Below are 20,866 nucleotides of genomic sequence, written 5' to 3'. Positions count from 1 at the left end.
CATCCCGCCACCAAGCTCGATCAGCTCCTGCCTTGGAACTGGGGACCGCGCGCTGCAAAGCTCGCCGCATAAACCCGGCCTACGATCCGGTCGGGATCACGCCGCGGCCCTCACCGGATGGATACGGCGAGACGAATGTAGCCCTTGGAGTTCGCGAGCCGCTGCTCCTATCGCGTTACGGGTCGCTTGGTCCGCGCGAGGAATCGGGAGCGGAGCGATGAACTGACGGTTTGCAGACAGATAATTGCCGCGGAACGGCTTTGAGATTCGCCTAAAGACATAACGCGCAACGGGGGCATTTAGAACGCCTGCAACAAAGTAGGGGTCGACGTCATCGGCAGGTGTAACGCCCCCCACGTCCACGTTATCGAGACAAAATGATCCATCTTCATCCACTGCACATTTTAGATCAGCGACGAGGCGGGGAACGATCAGCTTTGCAGAATCCTGCTTATCGAGGTTTTGGCTCCTTCCGAACCTATACCATTGATCGTCATTGAAGCCGCCGTTTTCCCGGGCGCGCAAGTCCGCTTCGTGGCTTAGGAGATACGCCCATGCCAATGGGAAGCTCTCTGCGAACCGCTCGGAATCAATTAGCCGAACTGCCTGCCTGACCCGCTCATACGGGAACAGGATATAGGTTTGGGCGTCCGGTTGAATGTATCGTTTCGCGTCGGTTCCCGAAACGAGCGGGTGCATTAGGGCATCTTCGATACGGACTTCGCTGTTGCCCGACGCTCGGCTGATGTAGCGGCCCGGAGCTACCCGTCGAAGATGATAAACGTCATCGGCGCTAGTTTGCAGACCGACGAACACCGCACTGGAGACTGCGGCGCTGCCTAGCTGATCGCAGCGGGCGTCAAGTGCATCAATCAGGGCCCGCTCGGCACCGCTCAACATCAACCAACGATCACCGTAGCCCAGGTTGCTATAAGGGAGCCGCGCGTCATCTCCCTGCCATGGATCGTCGGCCACGATGCCGTCAGGGGCCGATGCCACTTCGACAAACTCCGGTTGGTCGCCTTCGTCGGGACGGCGGAAGAATTGCAGTGCGGTGTAAACCGTTGCTTCTTCGAAAATCTGATGCGACCGAAAATCGAGCCAACGGGACAGTGAACGCTGCCCGGCAATAAGGGCCCGCAGGTTTTCGCCGTATTCGTTCATGACCCATACGCTTGGCGCGATGTAACCCAACCGCCCACCCGGCCGCAGCAGGGCGATGCCCTTTTCGATGAATGGGAGGTAGAGGTCGAAATTGCCTGTCTGTGCGCTGCGATAACCGGTGAAGTCCGTTCCGGGCCTGCCATTGCGCAGATAGTCCGCCATATCGGGGTGGGCGCGGCGGAAGTTTTGCAGCTTCACATATGGCGGGTTGCCCAACACCACGTCAAAGCCGCCGTCCGCCATCGCTTCGGGGAAGGCTTCCGCCCAATTGAAGGGGTTAATACGTTCCAGGCCCTCTTCGTCCAGATCGAGGTTCTGTTGCCCAAGCCAGAAATGGCCGTCGATAAGGCTGTTGCCGTCACGGATATGGGCATCGAGCGACGATAGGGGGCGGTCGCCACGGGCCGTATGGAGCCAAAGCGCGAGTTGCGTGATCTCGACCGACGACGGATTGATGTCCACGCCGTAGAGGTTGGTCCGCAACACATCCCGGATCAGCTCATCCTCGTCCTGAATCGTAGCCTGTCCCGATACACGACGGCGCAGGTCTAGGACCGAACGCCATTCGGTCAGCAGATACTTCAGAGCCGTGATCAGGAAAGCGCCAGAGCCGCAGGCGGGATCAAGTACGCGAACAGCCTTAAGCCGATCCCGGTACGCGTCGATTGCTTCGACATCGCCGGTCGTTGCAATACCGAAATCATCAACCGCCCAGCCGCATTCCTTTTTGATGTCGGTAAGGCGCCCGCCTAGAGCTTCGCGAACGATACGTTCCACCACCCATTCCGGGGTGTAGTAGACGCCGTTGGTCTTACGTCCGCTTTCCTTGTTGACCGAAACCCGGCCGTCCGCCTCGGCTTCGAGAATTTCCAGTTCGGTGATGGATTGCTCGAATATGTGGCCCAGCGTGTAAAGGCCCAAAGCCGTCTCGGGATCGGCCTTGCGTGCATTCGCGGCAGCTTCGGCGGTTCCCGGCTCAGCTGCATCTGGACGGGTGGCACCCAAACCCTGCGCCAGATCGGCAGCGTAGTTGTAGGATGCTGACAGATAGAGCAGCGTCAGCTTGTTTTGATAAAGGCTGGCTTCATTATGGCCCTGCCCCCGGACACAGAACAGGCGGTTGGGTACGTTTAGCCCTTCCAACTCCGGATCATGGCGAAACAGCCCCCCGTTGAATTGATTGAGGCGATGGTCGCCAAAGGCTGTCCCGTCATTCATGGCCCGGAACAGACCGCGCAGCGTGGTCCAGATCTCGTTGCCGTTGTCAGCCAGGTATGGATTGCGGCTCTCGTGGATCAGGAAGTCGCGCAACAGCTGCGGGGGATAGCCGATGGCGCGCCCCATATCTTCGCAGTAGAAAATGAAGATCGCGCGATCGAGCAGCTTTTGCGCCAGCCGCACCAACCTCCCTCGGGTGCCGGGGAAGTTGGGATTGGCTTCGAGCAAAGCGGTGTACAGGTGTTCCCGGTAATCCCGGTACTCCCGGTAAAAAGTCTTTTCGAGGTCGCGGGCCCGTATCCATGCCCGTCCAATCAACTGTTCGAGAGGCGGCTTGCCAGCCTTCGTCAGCAGCGTATCGGCATGGAATAGCCGTTTGAACAGATAGCGCTCAAACCGGCTATCCTCATCATCGCCGAGCAAGCCAGCGTCTTGGTCAAGCCTGCGGCGTTCAATGTTGAAACTGAGGTATTGCCCTGGGGCTCGATCATACCAGTAGAGCCGGAACACGTTCATGTCGGTGACAATGGCCCAGGTCGGCTTCACGTCCTCATTGCCGACCATTCCCCGTCGGGCACAGGTCAGATAGTTCAGCGCTTGTTCGACAGGGGTTCGGCTATCTTGCCTGCCCCGCTGGGGTGCATCCAGGTCGGTATCAAGCGGCTTGAACTCGCAGGCAACCTGCATTGCCGCTGGTACACCTGTAACACCAAACCACCCCAATGCAGCATCGGCGGCGCCACCTCGTCCACGAGGCCCGGCACCCGGGACTGGAAACTGCGGATAGATCGAATGGGCTCTATCTGCCTGCGCCCCGGCGTCCTGATAGCCCCAAAGGTTTGTGAACAATGTAGCGATCAGCGCGCCACCGTCCGCAACCTCTCCCCGTGCGGTGCGACCAGCCCAGTTCCGCAAGGTCTCTAGGCAGGCATCATCTTCGCCGCTGGCGACATAGGCATCGAACTCAAGCGCCCATACGGAACGGAGAAAAGAACGGGTGATGAAAGCGGGCGCACGATGCAACATTCGGGCAGCTTAGGATGGGGTGCGATAGGCGGCAACGTCACCATTCAATCCACTGGCACCTATATACAATTTTTACGCCTAGAATCTAATCAAGGACCCGATACCTTATCGAGGAAGCAACTATGCCTAGGAAATTGCGCCTCTTTGGCCTCGCCATCATCCTATTGGCCGCCTGCTTCCCGGCAATGCTGGCTCCTGCTCCAGCCCAAGCACAAAGCACGTCCAACTGCATGGCAATGGGCGACATGACCCAGTGCACCACGATGGGGCCTTCGGGTGGAATGTCCACCACCAACTGCGTCCCGATGGGCCCAGACATGGCTACCTGCAATACCATGGGAAGCCCGGGAGTCAGTAACGGTCCGGTAGCGTCGCCCGTTGCGGTTTATCGGATGCTCTTCGGCGACAAGACCCGCAAGCAGATTGGCAAGCTGCTGGCCGCAGGCGATTGCGCTGGGGCCGCGCGCTATGCGTTTGAACATGATCGACTAGAGTTTGGACTGAAAATCCAACAAACCTGCCGGTCAAGCGATGCTCAGGCATTCGCAACTCTCGACCGACTTCCGGCCCCAGCGTCGCGGCCGAGCGTCGCACAGCAAGCGCCGGCAACACTGTACGAAACGGTATATCAGCTCGCCAAAGCCTCGGCCGTCCCCTTCACTGCCGATACACAAGCCGGGCCGGTGTCCATCACCAAAATCGAAGCGTTCGACACACAACTTCGGCTGAACGTTCAAGTTGCCGACCAAGCCAACATGGCCGCGATGGCGTCGCCAGCCAACCTACAGATCATTTGCGCTGACCCCGAACTTAGCCGTGTGTTGCGGATGGGCGGCTCAATCCGGCTAAGCTTCTCGCGCAAGAATGGCGTTCCGTTGGGGGCATCAACCCAGTCTGGGCAGCTCTGCGGTTACTAAGGCCGGTCGCAGCGCCAAGTTGGAGCAGGCGCGCGAAGGTATGGAAGGGCAGCAGCCTTGCCCTTCGATCAACGCTGGCCGTCAACGGGATATCTCGTAACAACATAAACAGCCGCTGAGCACTTTATGGCGGAGCCCGCTACCGGACTACCTCTTGAGGCTCCCAACGGCCTCCAAGAGGCATCCACGGGCATTCTAGAGCCTATTCCGCGAGCGTCGCACCATAATGCATGAATGCAACTTTTCTGTATTACTCAATTATGCCTTCCCTTAATTGATATGTTCTGATGACCCGCTTACCTTTATAATAGGATTATATCCATTGAACATTAGCCTGTAGGCGTTCTCCATCTCGCTAACTAGCTCAGCTTCATACCGTTGTTGGACCATGAAAGCATCATGGATTGGCAAGGCCGCAATCCCCTTCCACATCAAGCTAGTGATGATCGTCAAGGCAAGGTCGGAATCCTTCCGTTGCAGGTGAAGCCCGATCCCGGTTCCGAGGTCGTCTGAAATGGCTTCATGCTTGGCTTCCAGCATCCGACGGACTGCAAGCGGCTCGAAGGGGTCATACGAATGACCGTCCTTCAACGGAGCTAGTTCCAGCTTGTCGCGACTGTTGCCGTTGATGAGGGCTTGCATCATCGCCTTCACCGCTTCCCGGTAGTGCTCGTCAGGTAGGCCAGACGCCCTGGCATGGTAGATCAACGGTTCCAGCTCATAGCAGTCATCAACATAGTCGATGCCCCGCAGGTGATAGAGCATCCGTGGCTGGCAACAGGAATAATCGGCCTCGACCAAGGGCAAGCCGTCAATGGTGATCTTTCGACGTTGCTCTTTCGGCGTGCCGATCCACCAAGCCCCGTACAGTCGACCGCCCTCCATAAAGCTCTCGGTCCCGCCGTTGTTAAATGAACGGTAGAGGTCGGTTTGGAGCAGCTCAGGTCGGATAACCTTCGGGCGCGGCCTGTTGCTGCCGTCTCCTAGCCGCTTACGGTTCCACCGGCTGAGCCATTGGCGTTCTTCCTCTGCCGAAAGCTCCAGCTCGATTTGGTGACTGGCAGTGAAGGCGTTGTGCGCTGCCAGCAGGTCAGCCCAGTATTCCGTCTCCTCGGTCGGGACGAAATCCACTAGCCTAGAGTTGCCCGATTTCTGACGATACAACCGAACCAGCCGTTCGGGTCGCAGACGATGAACCGTCAGACTGTCGGGAGTGATGCCGTGCTGCATTGCCAATTCCAGCAAGGCTGGTGTGGCGGCGTAGGTGGAAGATGCCACCCCCCATTCGCCGGTCGCAGTCGTAACCATGCCAGCTACTTCCAGCAGGCCAATGGTGCGCCGCATCGCCTCGGCATTGAGCCACATGGGGGCGGACTTGTAATAGGCTTGGCCTGCCCCTGTGGTGTAGGCAACCAAGGGCGGGGCACGGTAAAAATGGCACCGCATGGCATTGGCCAGGACGGCACGTGTAATTGTGTAGTGATTGGCTGCGTCAATTGACCGCCGTTTGCGCACCCGCCTTTCATGCGGTGCAATCCGCTCGAGGATGGCCGAGGTAAAGGCAGCTCCCTCCGGCTCCCGCAAATCATAGGCTTCGTTAAACCATGTGCCGAAAGGCAATTCAGGCGCATCGGGATTGACCGCTGAACTGACATGGCCGTCAGGGGAAACTGACTGCTTTTGACATGGTGCGTGGGGAGCGGAGGCGGACGGTGCCGCCCCCTGCCCCAAGGTAGGATCATAGTAGGTCAATGGGGTTGGCCGTCAGCCGCGATCGACGCAATGAACGCTTCGACTTCACTAGCGACATAGCGAACGGACCCACCAATATAGCGGGGGTCAACTGTAATGAAATGGGGCTGGCCTAGTCGGCGCTTCCTGCGCTGACCTCGTATCGTAGAGGTCGCAAGGCACATGCGATTAGCAAATTCACGATCGGAATAGAAAGCAGGCGTAGTTACTGAATTATGGTCATTACTCATTTATTCTCCTAACTGTTTAGACACTCCGGTAGTTCAATAGCCCGACAAAGCCCCGGCACAGCTTTGGAATCAGCCCGCCTCGATGTGGGTAGGCGGTAACCCTTCGCTTTTCAGAAGGCGCAATCCTTCCGACGATCCATCTAATACCACACCTAAAGCTAAATGTCAAGTCTTTTCTGTTGTATTGTCGTAATTTCGTTGCTATCGTTCCTCAGAGAGGTGGTTTTGATCGCCGCTGGCCGGGTGTTTCCAGTTGCCCGAAGGCCTTGGCCGCTTGAATGTCCCCTCGGTCAACGGCGTAGTGCTTTGCGAGCATATCCGTGCCAGTGTGGCCTATTCTTCCCGCAATGGTGCGCGCATCAAAGCCAAGGCTCATCAACTTGGTTGCGTGGGTCCGCCGCAAGTCGTGCAGCCGCACATCTAGGCCCGTCCTGTCCCAAAGTTCGTCAACCCCTCGCTTGAGGGTCGTCAAGGAAATCGGAAAGAGCCTGTTGTCACCGGGCAGCCGCGGAAGCGCACGAAGCTCGTCCACGATCAACTCCATTTCCGGGGTCAAAGTGACACTCCGTGATTTTCCTGATTTTGTTTTGGTAACAATAGCTACCGTAACGTCATCATTAACCCTAAGGATGTCATCAAAATTGAGTTTCAATATTTCAGACCGCCTCATGCCCGAATGTAGCGCCCACATAATGTAATGACGGAGCCAGCCAGTCTTAAGCTGTGTCTTTTTTGCCTTCCGCACCTCTTGCTCCTGCTCAATCAATTGAACAGTCGCAAATATTAATGCGAGTTCATCATCCTCGACAAAGCGCTGCCGAGGCTCGATTCCCTTTATCTTATCGGCATACCTAGCTGGATTGCGGTCAATGATGTTGCGCTTAACAGCATCATTCATGATCGAATTGAAAACGCCCAGATAGCGTTGGACGGAGGCGGGCTTTCGGGTTTCACGCTGCTTTCCAATCCAGCGATCCACGTCAGCCACGGAAATCGCATCCAGCGTCTTGCGCCCAAACGTCGGGTTGAGTGCTGAAAGGACGCAACGCTTTGTGTCTGCGAAAGTTTTCAGTGTCGCCTGCTTACGCTCAAGCCATTCAGCTGCGTAGTCGGAAAACGTTCCCACCACTGTGGGCTCTAGCGGCTCGCCCCGGTCAGCTAATGATTGTAGCCGGTCCCTCTCCGTCACAAGCTGCTGCCACTCGAAGGACGCCCTCTTGCCCAACTTGTGCTCGATTGTGCCCCCTGGTGGAATTGAACGTCCGCGATACTGCCCGCCACGTGGCAGCATGAGCTTTATGAAGACGGTGGTTTCCTTCGCACCCTTGAAGATGCCTATGCCGTCTCGGTAGCGGGGACGGTTCATAGGGGAAGGCAATTCCGCCTCCCATCGCTCGAACTCAGCGAACCGGGATGGGCGCCCTACGGGCCGCTTGCGCGAAGTTGAAGGAGGCCCTGAGTCGTCCAGTTTGACCTTCACGGGCTCGCTTGGCTTGCCTGCGGGCCATTTCTCCTGTGGCATCTCGGGTCACCCTAAGTTCGTGCGGCCCCTTCTGGGAATGGGGAATTTGTGAGATATAGCCATTTCGGCTGCGGAAATGGAGAGAAAATTCCTCACTCCATCCCCACTCAGCACGGATTTAATGCTATAGAACGCTACCAAACCACAGAAACTCGAGGATTGTGTTAACGCGAGGCTGCTTGGAACTTTCACAACCGCTAACACGGTAAAAACTCTGCAATCCCTCATTCGTAATGATGGGGTCACGTGTTCGAGTCACGTAAGCGCACCATTCCTTCCATAAGGCAATCCGACCCATCCGGCCTATCGGCCGCTCGGCTGGACGCCTCACTGGGTCCAGCCTGGGTCACTTCAGGCGGGGGTTCGGCATCGCCAGCCGGACCCATGGCAATCTGGGTGCCGTCCGGTCATCCGGCGACCTGGGCTTTAGGAACGGTGAAGGCTGATCGCTATTCGGCGTCGTCTAACCACCCTTCGACAGCCGCCCTGACGCGATCAGCGCGTCCAGCGACACCCCTCCGGCGCCCTTGGCAAGGATCGGCAGCAACAGGCCGGCCCAGCTGAGATGGGTCGACCAGGCGTCCGGATAGACGAACACCTCGATCACCGCGGTCATCCCGAGCAGGCCCAGCGCGGCGAAGCGCGAGCCGAGACCCAGCACGAGCAGGACCGGGAAGAGGTGTTCGGCGTAGGTTGCAGCGTGCGCGGCGATGTGGGGCGGGATGAGGGGCAGGGCGTAATCGGTCTCGAACAGGTAATAGGTGCTGTCGGTGATCGTCAGCAGGCCCTCCACCTTGGTCCGGCCGCTCAGGAAGAACACCGATGCCACGCCGAGCCGCGCCACCAGCAGGAGCAGGGATTCGGGCAGAAGCTGCGCGGCGAGGCCGGCCAGGCGGGTGTACAGGCTGATCATAGGCGCGGCTCCTGCCGGTGGATCTGAGGGATCATGAGGTCGTGAATCGCGACACGGCGACGTGGCGGGGCCGGGACGCATCGCCACGGCCCCGCCATGCGATCACCCGCGCGGGGTGAGCGAACCGGTGCCCTTGGGCGTCTTGATGGTCACGCAGGTGCCGGCCTTGACCAGCTTCCAAGCATTGCCCTGGTAATCGACCTTGGACGTGCCGGCGCAGCTGGTCCCCGCGCCGGCGGCGCAGTCGTTGTGGCCGGCCTTGGCGACGCCATAGCACTTTTCCATGGCGGGCTTGCCCTCTGCGGCCAGCGCAGCGCCCGAGGCGAGGCTGGCGGCGAGCGTGGCGGCGAGGGCGGCGGTGGTGAGTTTCATGGGTCGGTCCTTTCTGATGCGCCCGCGTGATGCACGGCGCGAAGCAGCAGAGAGGGCCGACGGAGCGCGGAACTGCGCTCGCAACCCTTCTCGCAGGGCAGTTCGACCGAATGGGCCCGGGGGTTACAGCACGGCGTCGACAGACCATGAATTTCTGCGCCCGGCATCTTTTTGCAGCGTGCTGTAACCTTCACCCATCCGCGGCGAACTCCACCATGCCACCCCGGCACTTCATTGGAGAACTCGCATGACCTCGCTCAAGACCGGCCTCGCCCTGGCCGCCAATGCCGCCCTCGTCGCGGCTGCCTTCGCCGCGCTCCCTGCCCCCGCCCTCGCCGCCAAGGCCAAGGGCGAAGTGGTGCACTGCTATGGCGTGAACACCTGCAAGGGCACGTCTGACTGCGCCACCGCCAGCAACAGCTGCAAGGGGCAGAACACGTGCAAGGGCCAGGGCTTCAAGGCCCTGTCCGAGAAGCAGTGCAAGGCCGAAGGCGGCAGCCTGACCGCGCCGAAGTAAGTCCTCCCCGGACCCCTTACCTCCCCCGACCGGGACGCCTGCACAGGCCTGCCCCCCGCCTCTCCCGCAGGCGTCCCGGACCTTTTCACGGAACATCCCATGACCTCAGGGCTCTCCGGTTTCGGCCTTGGCATGCGCCGCCCGCATTACGCCGCCTATGTCGATGGCAGCGCGCCGGTCGATTTCGTCGAGGTCATTTCCGAGAATTTCATGGTGGACGGCGGTCGGCCGCTCGACACCTTGCGTCGGGCGCGTTCGCACTATCCGGTGGCCCTGCACGGCGTGTCGCTATCGGTCGGCTCGGCCGATGGACTTCGCGAAGACTATCTCGTGCGCCTGCGCCGTCTGGTCGACCAGATCGAACCCGCGGTCGTTTCCGACCACCTGTGCTGGACCCGTACCGGCGGGTTCAACTCACACGATCTGCTGCCGCTCCCGCTCACCGAAGAAGCGCTGGGGGTGGTATGCGAAAACATCGATCGCGCCCAAGCCGCGCTTGGCCGGACCATGCTGTTCGAGAACCCCTCGACCTATCTGGCCCTGCCGGGAACCCTTACCGAATGGGACTTCCTGCGCGAGATGGTGAGCCGGACCGGCTGCGGGCTCCTGCTGGACATCAACAATATCTTCGTCAGCGCCACCAACCACGGCTTCGCTCCGCTCGACTATCTGGCTGGCGTGCCGTGGGAGGCAGTCGGGCAGGTCCACCTCGCGGGCCACACCCGCAGCGCGCAACTGCTGATCGACACGCATGACCAGCCGGTGCCCAATGCGGTCTGGGCGTTGTACCAGAACGCGGTCGACCGCGCCGGCCCCCTGCCGACGATGATCGAGCGCGATGACAATATTCCCGATCTCGGCGAACTGCTGGAGGAACTCGACATCGCCCGGTTTCCCGCGCGGACCAATCAAGCCGAGGGGCTGGCGGCGTGAGGCCGGCGGACTGTTCGCTGGCTGCCATGCAGGCCGATTTCCGGGCCTGGCTGGTCGAGGCCGATGAGGCGGCCGGTGCCCGGCTTGGCCCGACCGCTGGCCTGGCGGTGTATCAGAACAACTACCGCGCCTCGCTGATGGGCAGTCTCGAAGCCACCTTCCCACGGCTCGAGCTGTGGCTCGGTTCCTCAGCCTTCGCTGCTGCCGCCGCCCACTATGCCGACCAGCATCCGCCGCACAGCTGGACGCTGGATGCGTTCGGCGCGCGTTTCGCCGACGCGCTCGTCGGACTCTACCCCGACGATCCCGAGGTCGCCGAACTCGCCCGGATCGAGTGGGCGGTTGGCCAGGCGTTTGTCGCCGCCGATGCCGCACCGGTCGATCCGGCCATGCTGGCCGCAGTTAACTGGGACACCGCGGGACTGCAGTTTGTCCAGTCGCTGGTGCGGCTTGAGCTGGTCAGCAACGCCGATGCCCTGTGGCTGGCCTTGGTGGCGGAAGAGCAGCCACCGGCCGTGGTTGTCGAGAGGTCGGCAACCACGCTGCTGGTCTGGCGTCAGGGCTTCGAGAGCGTGATGCGGCGCGCGGATCCCGCCGAAATCACCCTGCTGGAGCTGGCACTGGCCGGTCACAGCTTTGCCGAACTCTGTGGCAAGCTGGCGCTCCAGTTCGACGAAACTGCGGCGGTTGCCATGGCCGGACACCAGCTCGGCCGCTGGATCGGCGATAAGCTGATCGCCGCGATCGACTGATCAGGCCCCGCGGCCAGCCGCCCGCCATTCGTGCAGGAACGCCAGGGCCAGGCCGCAGCCGGCGCCCCACAGGACAAGCGCGGCACAGGCAAGCTGGCGCGCGGGCGCGGCGTACAGCTGCGGCGTCCAACCGAACACCAGTCCATCGATGAAGAGCGCAACCAGCGTGACCAGGGCCACGCCCGGGACCACCTGCCCCGGCTGCAGCCGAGCCAGCCGGACGACGAGCAGGACGGCGGGCCAGGTCCCCGCCAAGGTCAGCGCATAGGTCCACGCCCGCAGCCCATCGTCCACCCAGCCGAGCGGCGCGAGCGTGCCGAGCAGCCAGGCTGCACCGGCCCAGAGCGATATTCCGCTTGCCACCAGCGCCAGCACTTGGCCTTTGTTGAACAGCACCACAGAGCGATGAGGCGACACAGCCATGAACCCGGCACTCCTGTTTTGTAGCAGTCGCTACAATAACGCTCTGTAGCGGTCGCTACAAGGTGGTGTCACGCAGCAGGCTCGATCGGGATGCGATCGTCGCGCGGTTGGCCGCGCATGTGCTCGACACCGGACTCGGCCAAGCCAGCTTGCGGCCGCTGGCGAGGGCGATCGGGACCAGCGACCGCATGCTGTTGTACTACTTTCCGGACAAGAGCGCACTGCTGCGCGCCGTGCTCGGGCGGGTTGCCGGCGCGCTCACGGCCGTGCTCGACGCCCGCATCCCGGCCACCCCCGCGCGCGCGCCGGCGGCTCTCCTGACCGAACTCGACGCCCTGCTCGATGATGGATTGCTGCGCCCCTACCTGAAGCTCTGGGCCGAGATCATGGTCGCCGCCGAGCGCGGCGAGGAGCCCTTCGCGTCACTGGCCGACGAGATTGGCGCAGGCTTCCACCACTGGGTGGCCGACCGGCTCGATGTGGAGGATGAGGCCGCGCGCGGTGCGCTGGCCTCGCTGCTCCTGGTGGCGATCGACGGCGCGGTCCTGCTTGGTCCGGTTGCGCAGGGCCGGCATGGACGCGATGCCATGGCCGCGCTGAGAGGCCTGTTGCGGAGCGCCGACGGCACGTGACCGGCCGGAGGAGAAGTCAGGCGTAGTGAGGCACGGTCACCGCCGCCGGCCCCAACAGGCTGCGCAGCGCCAGCATCCCGCGATGGATGTTCACCTTGACCAGCGGCTCGGACTGGCCGGTCGCCACCGCGGCCTCCTTGATCGACAGACCCTCGAGCTTGACCAGACGGATCACCTCGGACTGGCTGGCCCGCAGGTGGGCCAGCAGGCCGCGCAGGCCGATCGCGCTGACCACGCTGTCCTCATGGCCTTCGACCGGGGCCTCGATCAACTCCTCGGCAGCGTGGCGACCCGAGGCGCGGAGGCTGTCGACCCACTTGTAGCGGGCGATGGCGGTCAGCCACGGCAGGAACGGCCGACCGGGGGTGAAGGTCGCGCGCCGGGTGTGCAGCGCCATCAGGCATTCCTGCACCGCATCGTCGACCACGTCGGCCGCAAGGCGGCGAGCAAAGAAGCGGCGCAGCCATCGTGCCGCCTGCTCGAGCAACTGGCGGTAGGCCTGGGCATCGCCCTGCAGCGTGGCGATCATCGCACCGTCCCAGTCGAAGGTCGGACGAAGGCGTGCGGCACGGGGTTGTTCGATCTGGGCTTGCATGGTTCCCTCCACCGTCTGGGGTGAGGCGAACCTGCGCGTTTCGACCAATGCTGCCCACGTACCGGGCGGTTATCATATCCATCACCGTGCGGAATGATGGGAATATATCACTGTTATTAGTGGTTTATTTCTAGAGCAGGGCGGGTCTTCACCCCAGCCCGGGTAACCTGGCGGGCGCTTGGGGCGAACCTCCGGGCATTGGTGGACAGTCCACCAACACCTCGGAAAGGAACCAACATGAACGGATTGCTCAACTCGCCCGACAAGTCGGGAATCGCCACCCTGATCGGCACCGGCTTCAGCCTGGTCACGCTGGTCAGCACCGTGCTGTTCACAGCGATCTCGGCGATGACCGTGATGGTCGGCTGACCTGCCCGTGCGACCGGCCGCTAGTCCGAACGGAGCAGCGGGTCACGCTGGAACGCCCCCACCAGATGGGCCGACAAGGCCCTCACCCGCGCGGCGACGTGGCGGGTGGGGGGCATGACAAGATGAATCGGCATGTCCACGGGTGGGTGATCCGGCAGGAGTTCGACCAGCCGGCCGCTCGCCAGGTCCTCCTCGAACAGCCAGCGCGCGTTCACCGCGATGCCCAACCCGCTGAGGGCCGCGGCGCGCAGCGCATCAGGACTGTCGGCGCGGAAATTGCCCTGCACGGCCACCGGCGGGTGCCCCTGCAGATGCCAGTTGGTCCCGGTGCTCAGGAGGGCATAGGTGATGCAGTTATGGTCCCTGAGATCCACCGGCCGGCGCGGGGTCCCGGCCGCGGCGAGATAGGCCGGCGCCGCGACCATCACGCGGTGCGTCACGCCAACCCGCCGCACCAGATTGCTGCTGTCGCCGATCTGACCGACCCGCACCGCCAGGTCGAGATGATCGGCGACCAGATTGAGTGCGTGGTCCGAGACCTTGAGCTCGACCTGGATCTTCGGATGGCTGCGCTGGAATTCGGCGATGAATCCGATCAGGCGGGCCTGGGCAAGGGTCAAAGGTGCAGTAATCCGCACGACCCCGCTCAGCGTCTCGGAGCGACCGATGCTGGTCTCAGCCTCCTCGATCGCCGCAAGCGCCTTCTGCGCCGCCTCGTAGAACAGCGTCCCTTCAGCCGTGAGCGCGAGGCTGCGCGTCGTGCGCTTGAGCACCGCGACGCCAAGATGCCGCTCGAGCGCACTGATCTGGCGCGAGACCGAGGACTGGGTCATGCCAAGGATTTCAGCCGCCCGCGAGAAGCTCTGCAGATCGACCACCGTGACGAAGGTTTTCATCCAGAGCGGCGTTTCCATGGCACAGGCACCTCTTGGACCAAGCGCTATCACGCGCAAACTCCACCTGGCCATCCCTCCGGTGATGCACCCGGCGAATAAATGATATCCGCCGCAGACGATTGTCTGTCGCCCGACTCTGCGCGAGAACGCCGAGCGGAACCGGCCGGGACGCCACCGCCATGGAAATGCATCAGGTCCGCTACTTCATCGCTGCGGCGCGCCTGCTCAATTTCACCCGGGCTGCGCTGGAATGCAACGTATCCCAGCCCGCCCTGACCAAGGCGATCCTCAAGCTGGAGGAAGAGTTCGGCGGGCCGCTGTTCCGGCGGGAGCGGGCGCGCACCCATCTGACCGAGCTTGGCAAGGCCATGCTGCCCCATCTTCAGCGTACGTTCGATGCTGCCCAGGCGGCGCGCCAGCTGGCCCGGGACATGGAACGTGCCACCGTGGCGCCCCTGTCGATCGGGATCTCGCGGATTGTCTCGGACGAGCTGTTCGCCCCGATCTTCCGCGACCTTCAGGCCGCTCTGGCCGGCATCGAGCTGGGGGTGACGGCGGGCGGCGACCGCGAGCTGGTGGAATTGGCCATGGCGGGATCGCTTGATGTGATCGTCCTTGCCCTGCCACCAGACGCGCCGGAGCGGTTCGAGCGCTGGCCGCTGTTCGCTGACGAATTCCGGATTGCGGTCCATGCCGGGCATGCGCTGGTCGAAACCCAGAGGTTGACCCCGGCCGATCTGGAGAACGAGGCGTGGATCGATCTGGCCGGAGACGGGTGCGAGGCGCTGTCCCGCTTCGCCGCGACGGCCGGAGCCGCGATCGCGGTGCGCCATCAGGCCCAGCATGCCGGCATGGTCCGCCAGCTCGTGTTGGGCGGGCTGGGCTGCGGCTGGTTGCCGCGGCGGATCATTCCGCCATCGCTGGTCGCGGTCCCCGCTACGGTGCCGGGCAGCGGCATCGAGATCGTGGTCGCCAGCGTCGCCGGGCGGCGCCGCGCGGTTGCCGCGGATGCCTTCCTGCGGGCATGCCGTGCGCACAGTTGGACCGATGGCGAAAACACGGCCCATATAGCTGCAGGTTATCGAACCGATGCCACCCTGCGCCCTTCCCCAGACGGTCCATCGGCCTAGAGTTCGATCATGTTCCAGTCCGATTCCGATCCGGCCACAACCTATGGCCGCCTAGCCGATGATCTGGTCGGCCGGTTGCGGCACCTCGGGCTGGGTCAGGCCGTACCGCGCATCGGGCAGGCCATGCCGGACTTCGCCTTGCCCGATGAGCGCGGACGGTTGCGGCGGCTGGACGAGTTCACCGGCTCGGGGCCGGTGGTGATCAGCTTCCTGCGCGGCCGCTGGTGCCCGTACTGCGAGGCCGAACTGGTAGCCTGGAACCGCACCCTCGCCGCGGCCACACCCGGGACCTTTACCTTGCTGTGCATCGTCGCGCAGACCGGCGGGGCCGCGGCTGACATCAGCGGCTGCTTCTCAGCCCCGGTCACCGTGCTGTGTGATGTCGATCACGGCCTTGCGCTCGAGCTTGGCCTGGCCTTCCACGTGGGAGAGCCGTTGCTGCGCCAGATGGCCAGCGACGGGCTCGATCTGGCTGCGCTCTATGGCACCGCCGCCGGCCTCCTGCCCATCCCCGCAACCTTCGCCCTCGATCGGCAGGGCATCGTTCGCGCGGCCTTCGTGGAGCCCGATTTCCGGCTCCGCGCCGAACCGGCCGACATGCTCCGGGCGCTGGGCCTGAGCGGGTGACGTTTACCAGCGCAGCAGCCGCGGCAGCGCCAGCCGCGCCAGCAGGACAATGCTCGCCATCGCTAGCGAGTACGCCGATCCCGTGAACAACCAGTGCTGCGAGGGACAGGTCAGGCTGTAGATGGCCACGCCGCTGACCGCAGCGACGAGCCCGATTGCCACACTGGCGCGCCCAGGTTCGGTCACGGCACCCCACCGGCGGGCCCAGATCACCAGGATGATCAAGGTAGGCAAGGCGCAGCCAACCGCCAGACCCACGCAGCGGCCCGTTCCGGCCAGCTCAGGGGCAGCCATCGCCAGTTCGCCCCGGACCTGCACCGAGGCCAGGGCCAGGGCCGGCAACAGCGCGAGCCAGGCCAAGGCGCCGGTCAGGAGCAGCGCGGCCCGCCCACCCGGCCGGGCCAGGCGCATGACCCCGACCAGCAGCGGCGCGAGTGCGACCAGCAGGATGATCGCGCGCTCCACCACGATCGCTGCGGGATCGCCGGCCAGAACGTCGGCTCGCCAGCCCACCGCCCCGCGCATGGCCAGAACGGTCGCCAGCCAGCCAACCAGCAATGCGGCCAGCACCGGCCAGCCTCGCAGCGGGCGAACCGGCGTCAGATCGGCAACCAGTGCGCCAACAAGATCATCATGCGAAATGGCGCTCTCCTCGCACGTGGTCTAGCAGGGATCGGGACCGCGCCCATCCGGTGGTCACAGCCTGCTGGCCAGGTGACGCTGGAGCCACAGCACCAACGCGATGGTCAGCGCCATGCTGGCGAGCGCGAGCCACGCATAGGGCAGCAAGAACGGCAGGCCCACCAGCACCAGACCGTCGTTTCCGCCCGGGATGAGCCCGCCGCCCAGCCCCATGAGCGCGCCGCCGGCGAAGGAGGCGAGAAGTTGCCTGGCACTCGGGGCAATCCATGGGCTCCAGCCGTGGCGCTGACCGGCCAGCCGCGCCCCGCCCAGCAGTGCCGCGAACAGGATCAGTCGCCAGCCGGCGTCCGCCCTGCTGCCATGCGCGAGATCGGCGAGGAGATCCGAATAGGTCCATGCTCCGACGTCAAGCATCAGGATGGCGAAGGTCACGCCGATCACGAGAGTCGCCTCGTGCGGGTTCCATAGATGCGGTCGACGCTCTGCCGTTGCACTCCGCACGGTCCAGTAGATCGTCCGGAGCGTGCGCAAGCCGGCATAGCCGCCGAACCCGAGGACCAGGACGCCGGGCATGTGCCAACCCGCCGTGGCATCCCATGGCAGGGTGGGCGCCTCGGCCCCGAACAGCCGGTCGTGACCGACGATGCCGCCCAGATAGCCGGGCAGTACGGCGGCAAACCCGACTTCGCCCGACCCGAACCGCGCGACCGAACCGAACAGGCAGGCGCCATTCACCGTCGCCCCGAGGCCGAGCAGAACCCCGCCGGCGACAGTGCCGAGGGATATCGCATGGGCCACAGGCGCGCTCCGCGGCCAGTGCAGCAGACTGGTCAGGGTCATGACCAATGCCACCCACAGACCCGCCTCAAGCATCGCGATCAGCCGAGTGGCCCGGCGCCGGTCGATCAGTTCGGCCACGGCGTAGACCGTGCAGGTAGCGCCGCTCTGGATGGCATAGCCCATCAGCCCCGCGCAGAGCAGAGCGACAAGAAACGCGACACTCACGAGCGCGACGGGCATCGCGTGGTTCATCCTTGGCCGAACGAGCGGTCGTGTGCACCACGACCCGTCAGAGGTTCGCCAAAGTCCTGCCCGAAGTTACGGACGGTCGAAGGGAGAGCGCGTGGAGCTGGCCGGGTGTCCCCAAGGTTGAAGACAAGAAGGCCACGCCGCGCGGTGCGGGGCGCCGCATGCAGGGTTGGTTGCCTGGTCCGCCAGGACAGTCAGGACGATCGGATCGCCGGTGACGGGGTCAGGCCAGGGCCGGATCCTTGTCTGCCTGCTGGCGCTGGCGCCGCAACGCGTAACCCATCATGCCGAAACCGAGCATCATGGTCGCCCAGGTCGAGGGTTCGGGGATCGGGGGGTAGGTCGGCGGCGCCACGATGCCGAGGCCCACGGCCGAGGTGATCCGCTCACCCCCGACGGTCGTGGCGAAGCTCTGGTAGCGGGTCAGGAAGTTGTCGAGCGAGATCTTGGTCGGCGCCGCGGCGAAGCTGAGCGTCAGCGTGCCGCTGCCGGTGCCGTTGTTGAACACGCCGACATTGGCCTGGCCCTGCGGGCAATTGTTGTTGTTGCCCGAGCTGAAGCAGGTTTCCGAGGTGTAGCCGGCGGTGAAGCCGCCGAGGACCGCGATGTCGAAGATCCCGGTCGAAGCGACACCGGTCACGTTCGGGCTGACGTCGAACCCGAAGCCGGACACGCGCGTACCATCGAGGGTCGAGGTATTCGCCAGCACATAGTTGAACAGGTACGAGGTACCGCTGATGCTCGAGAGGGTGAGATTGAGCGTGCTCGACAGACCGGGGACCACCACCTTGTTGTCCCCGCCGCGGCCATCGAAGACGATCGTTGCGGTCTGGCCGGCGGCCGAGAAATCGACCGCATGGGCGGGCATCGCCGTGGCCAGGCCCAGCAATGCCACACCAGCGAGAAACGGCTTCCCCATCACAACGCTCCGATGCCCCTGTGGACCTGGCCCCTGCCCGGAGGCCGACTGGATCCATCGACTCGGCAACCCAGCCGAACCAATTCGAGTGCGCACTGGTACCGATCGGTCCTCGAAGTGCAAGCGGCAAGGGGCCGAATCCCGGATCGGGACGATGATTCCGGCCGGCGGGCTTTGCCCCATGCGGGCACTCAGTCCTCGTGGATCCGGGTCAGCAGCTCGATCCGGGCCCTGACCTCGTTGGCGGTGAAGCCGGATTTCAGCCATTTTTCGCGTTCGGCCATGGCCGCCTTGGCAACAATCAGGGCCTGCCGCGCCCTGCACCCCGCTGGGCTGCATGATGCTGCTCGACAGCGTGATCACCCAGTTCCGCGGGCGCGATGCCGTGGTGATCGACGTGGGGATCAACCGGATCGCCCTGCCCGACGGCACGACCCGCATCGGTGGCGACGTGTGCAGCAACGAGATCGCCCACGCCCGTGCCTATACCCCGGTACCAGGCGGCGTCGGGCCGATGACCGTCGCATGCCTGATGGCCAACACACTCGCCGCCGCCACGGTCGGCTGACCGCCACGAAACCAGATCGCGCTTGCCAAGCCCTGAGCACCCCGTTATCTGTATACAGTGTACAGAAATAGGAGGGGGCGGATATGGCGATCAACAGGCGCGAACTGCTCGTGGCGGCGGCTACCACCGGGGTCATCGCGACAGCCACTCCGGTGCGCGCGCAGGGGCTGCGCCCGGCCAAGGCCCCGGCGATCGACCCGGCGGTGCTGGTCGACACCGCCCAGGGACGGGTGCGCGGCTATCGCGACGCCGACGTGCGCATCTTCAAGGGGATCCCCTATGCCACCGATACCGGCGGCGCGGCGCGCTTCCTGCCGCCCGGCCCGGCTCCGAAGTGGGCTGGCACGCGCTCGTGCCTCAACTGGGGCCCGGTTTGCCCGCAGGCGCCGCGCACCGGCTGGGCCAACGACGAGGAAGCCTGGCTGTTCCACTGGGACGATGGCTATCCCGGCGAAGACTGCCTGCGCCTGAACGTCTGGGGCCGGGTCGATGCCCGCAATGCCCCGGTCATGGTATGGATCCACGGCGGCGGCTATACCGCCGGTTCGGCCCAGGAGCTGGCCGGCTATGATGGCACCCGCATGGCCGCCAACCACGGCGTGATCTTCGTCTCGGTCAACCACCGCCTCGGTCCGCTCGGCTACATGGACCTGTCGGAGGTGGGCGGCAGCGCCTATGCCCAGTCGGGCAATGCCGGCATGCTGGATCTCGTCGCGGCCCTGCAATGGGTCAAGACCAACATCGCCGCATTCGGGGGCGATCCCGGGCGGGTCACGATCTTCGGGCAGTCGGGCGGTGGCTCGAAGGTGTCGACCCTGATGGGCATGCCCGCGGCGGTCGGCCTGTTCCACCGCGCAATGATCCACAGCGGCTCCTCGCTGCTGGCCAACGACAGCGACCGCGCGCGCGCTTTCACCCGCGACGTGATGGCCGAGCTGGGCATCGGCCGCGAGATGTTCCGGCTGCAGTCGGTCCCCTCCGCGGCGCTGATCGAGGCCGGGCAGAGGGTCGCACGCCGGCTGGCAGCGGGCCAGCCGACCAACCTGACCATCGGCGGGCCGCGGCGCCGCGCCCCGGGGTGGTCCCCCGTGGTCGATGGCGTGACGATCCCCGAAGCCCCCTTTGCCGAGCGCGCCCCGGCGATCTCGGCCAAGGTGCCGCTGGTGGTCGGCTGTGTCCGTGACGAGTTCGGCGGGGTCCTCACCGATCTGTCCGAGGACGAGCTGTTCAAGCGCATGGCCAACATTCCGGCGGACAACCGCGCCGCGGCGCTGGCCGCGTTCCGCACGGCCTATCCGGGCCTGCCCGACGGGCATCTCGCCCGCATCATGGCGGCCAGCAGCCTGCGCAACAGTTCGGTCCAGTTCGCCGCGCTCAAGACCGCGCAGGGCACGCCTGCCTACACCTGGCACATGACCTTCGCCTGCCCGAACCTGGAAGGGCGCTGGGGCAGCTTCCACTGCATCGACATCCCCTTCGCCACCGACAACGTGGCACGCTGGGCGACGGTCACTGGCAACACGCCGGGCGCGCAGGCGCTCGGCCGGGCGATGAGCGGGGCCTGGGCAGCCTTTGCCCACACCGGCAGCCCCTCTACCAAGGCGCTCGCCTGGCCGGCCCACGACGAGCGGGTACCGACCATGGTGTTCGACACCGATACCCGCGTGGTGATGGACCCGGCCGGAGCGGCCCGCCGCGCCGTGATGTGATCCGGCCGGGG

At 64.1% G+C, this 20,866-nt stretch carries 20 protein-coding genes and 1 pseudogene; 10 read left to right on the top strand and 11 right to left on the bottom strand.

Translation table 11 applies throughout. The features are described from left to right. Nucleotides 1-96: 96 nt before the first annotated feature. Nucleotides 97-3,408: an Eco57I restriction-modification methylase domain-containing protein gene (locus tag H7F53_RS11610; protein ID WP_185679648.1), complete on the bottom strand. Its 3,312-nt coding sequence runs from the start codon at nt 3,406-3,408 to the stop codon at nt 97-99. Nucleotides 3,409-3,638: 230 nt separating this feature from the next. Between H7F53_RS11610 and H7F53_RS11605 the strand changes: the two genes are divergently transcribed. Beyond that, the gene (locus tag H7F53_RS11605) at nt 3,639-4,325 is read left to right on the top strand and encodes a hypothetical protein (protein ID WP_185679647.1); all 687 of its coding nucleotides are present in this window, start codon (nt 3,639-3,641) and stop codon (nt 4,323-4,325) included. Between the two features lie 270 nt (nt 4,326-4,595). On the opposite strand, the gene H7F53_RS11600 is transcribed toward H7F53_RS11605, so the two are convergent. From H7F53_RS11600 to H7F53_RS11585, 4 genes are all read right to left on the bottom strand, one after another. Then, nucleotides 4,596-6,077: a hypothetical protein gene (locus H7F53_RS11600; RefSeq protein WP_185679646.1), complete on the bottom strand. Its 1,482-nt coding sequence runs from the start codon at nt 6,075-6,077 to the stop codon at nt 4,596-4,598. A 441-nt stretch (nt 6,078-6,518) separates the two neighbouring features. Continuing rightward, a complete protein-coding gene (locus H7F53_RS11595) occupies nt 6,519-7,673 on the bottom strand; it encodes a tyrosine-type recombinase/integrase (RefSeq protein ID WP_246438838.1) in 1,155 nt (384 codons plus the stop codon). A 619-nt stretch (nt 7,674-8,292) separates the two neighbouring features. Next, the gene (locus H7F53_RS11590) at nt 8,293-8,742 is read right to left on the bottom strand and encodes a DoxX family protein (RefSeq protein WP_185679644.1); all 450 of its coding nucleotides are present in this window, start codon (nt 8,740-8,742) and stop codon (nt 8,293-8,295) included. A gap of 102 nt (nt 8,743-8,844) precedes the next feature. After that, nucleotides 8,845-9,114 (bottom strand): BufA1 family periplasmic bufferin-type metallophore, encoded by a 270-nt coding sequence (locus H7F53_RS11585; RefSeq protein ID WP_185679643.1) that lies wholly within the window; start codon nt 9,112-9,114, stop codon nt 8,845-8,847. Nucleotides 9,115-9,361: 247 nt separating this feature from the next. Here H7F53_RS11585 and bufA2 point away from each other — a divergent pair, with 247 nt between their 5' ends. The 3 genes from bufA2 to H7F53_RS11570 all read left to right on the top strand — a co-directional run bounded on the left by bufA2 (nt 9,362) and on the right by H7F53_RS11570 (nt 11,316). Next, nucleotides 9,362-9,631 carry a BufA2 family periplasmic bufferin-type metallophore gene (bufA2, locus tag H7F53_RS11580; RefSeq protein WP_185679642.1) on the top strand — a complete coding sequence of 90 codons (270 nt, stop codon included), beginning with the start codon at nt 9,362-9,364 and terminating at the stop codon, nt 9,629-9,631. Between the two features lie 99 nt (nt 9,632-9,730). Then, on the top strand, nt 9,731-10,564 hold the full coding sequence (gene bufB / locus H7F53_RS11575) for an MNIO family bufferin maturase (protein WP_185679641.1): 834 nt from the start codon (nt 9,731-9,733) through the stop codon (nt 10,562-10,564). Further along, a complete protein-coding gene (locus tag H7F53_RS11570) occupies nt 10,561-11,316 on the top strand; it encodes an HvfC/BufC family peptide modification chaperone (protein ID WP_343062038.1) in 756 nt (251 codons plus the stop codon). The genes bufB and H7F53_RS11570 overlap by 4 nt, the downstream gene beginning before the upstream one ends. Here the strand turns inward: H7F53_RS11570 and H7F53_RS11565 are convergent, their stop codons facing one another. Further along, nucleotides 11,317-11,739 (bottom strand): hypothetical protein, encoded by a 423-nt coding sequence (locus H7F53_RS11565; protein WP_185679640.1) that lies wholly within the window; start codon nt 11,737-11,739, stop codon nt 11,317-11,319. A 65-nt stretch (nt 11,740-11,804) separates the two neighbouring features. On the opposite strand from H7F53_RS11565, the gene H7F53_RS11560 reads away from it, so the two are divergent. Then, entirely contained in the window at nt 11,805-12,371 is a 567-nt protein-coding gene (locus H7F53_RS11560) for a TetR/AcrR family transcriptional regulator (protein ID WP_221773705.1), read from the top strand. 16 nt (nt 12,372-12,387) lie between these two features. On the opposite strand, the gene H7F53_RS11555 is transcribed toward H7F53_RS11560, so the two are convergent. Continuing rightward, a complete protein-coding gene (locus H7F53_RS11555; RefSeq protein WP_246438837.1) occupies nt 12,388-12,966 on the bottom strand; it encodes a sigma-70 family RNA polymerase sigma factor in 579 nt (192 codons plus the stop codon). A 237-nt stretch (nt 12,967-13,203) separates the two neighbouring features. Between H7F53_RS11555 and H7F53_RS17850 the strand changes: the two genes are divergently transcribed. Next, entirely contained in the window at nt 13,204-13,335 is a 132-nt protein-coding gene (locus H7F53_RS17850) for a hypothetical protein (protein ID WP_281384783.1), read from the top strand. Nucleotides 13,336-13,355: 20 nt separating this feature from the next. Here H7F53_RS17850 and H7F53_RS11550 read toward each other — a convergent pair whose 3' ends face one another. Next, the gene (locus tag H7F53_RS11550) at nt 13,356-14,249 is read right to left on the bottom strand and encodes a LysR family transcriptional regulator (protein WP_185679639.1); all 894 of its coding nucleotides are present in this window, start codon (nt 14,247-14,249) and stop codon (nt 13,356-13,358) included. Between the two features lie 161 nt (nt 14,250-14,410). On the opposite strand from H7F53_RS11550, the gene H7F53_RS11545 reads away from it, so the two are divergent. Then, a complete protein-coding gene (locus H7F53_RS11545; RefSeq protein ID WP_185679638.1) occupies nt 14,411-15,361 on the top strand; it encodes a LysR family transcriptional regulator in 951 nt (316 codons plus the stop codon). Nucleotides 15,362-15,370: 9 nt separating this feature from the next. Continuing rightward, on the top strand, nt 15,371-15,988 hold the full coding sequence (locus H7F53_RS11540) for a redoxin domain-containing protein (protein WP_185679637.1): 618 nt from the start codon (nt 15,371-15,373) through the stop codon (nt 15,986-15,988). 3 nt (nt 15,989-15,991) lie between these two features. Here the strand turns inward: H7F53_RS11540 and H7F53_RS11535 are convergent, their stop codons facing one another. The 3 genes from H7F53_RS11535 to H7F53_RS11525 form a co-directional block, all read right to left on the bottom strand. Further along, complete coding sequence (locus H7F53_RS11535) at nt 15,992-16,591, bottom strand: NrsF family protein (protein ID WP_281384786.1); 600 nt, start codon at nt 16,589-16,591, stop codon at nt 15,992-15,994. Nucleotides 16,592-16,684: 93 nt separating this feature from the next. Then, complete coding sequence (locus H7F53_RS11530) at nt 16,685-17,650, bottom strand: YeeE/YedE thiosulfate transporter family protein (RefSeq protein WP_185679636.1); 966 nt, start codon at nt 17,648-17,650, stop codon at nt 16,685-16,687. A 232-nt stretch (nt 17,651-17,882) separates the two neighbouring features. Next, nucleotides 17,883-18,578 (bottom strand): cistern family PEP-CTERM protein, encoded by a 696-nt coding sequence (locus H7F53_RS11525; protein WP_185679635.1) that lies wholly within the window; start codon nt 18,576-18,578, stop codon nt 17,883-17,885. Nucleotides 18,579-18,879: 301 nt separating this feature from the next. On the opposite strand from H7F53_RS11525, the pseudogene H7F53_RS11520 reads away from it, so the two are divergent. Together H7F53_RS11520 and H7F53_RS11515 are read left to right on the top strand one after the other, a co-directional pair. Beyond that, nucleotides 18,880-19,146 (top strand): annotated as a pseudogene (locus H7F53_RS11520) (hypothetical protein); the annotation flags it as partial. 83 nt (nt 19,147-19,229) lie between these two features. Then, entirely contained in the window at nt 19,230-20,855 is a 1,626-nt protein-coding gene (locus tag H7F53_RS11515) for a carboxylesterase/lipase family protein (RefSeq protein ID WP_185679633.1), read from the top strand. The last annotated feature ends 11 nt before the right edge of the window (nt 20,856-20,866 follow it).

Origin of the sequence: Novosphingobium piscinae, assembly GCF_014230355.1 — a bacterium.
GTDB lineage: Bacteria > Pseudomonadota > Alphaproteobacteria > Sphingomonadales > Sphingomonadaceae > Novosphingobium > Novosphingobium piscinae.
The sequence above is the reverse complement of the archived record's forward strand: the minus strand, read 5'-3'. Positions and strand labels throughout refer to the sequence as shown.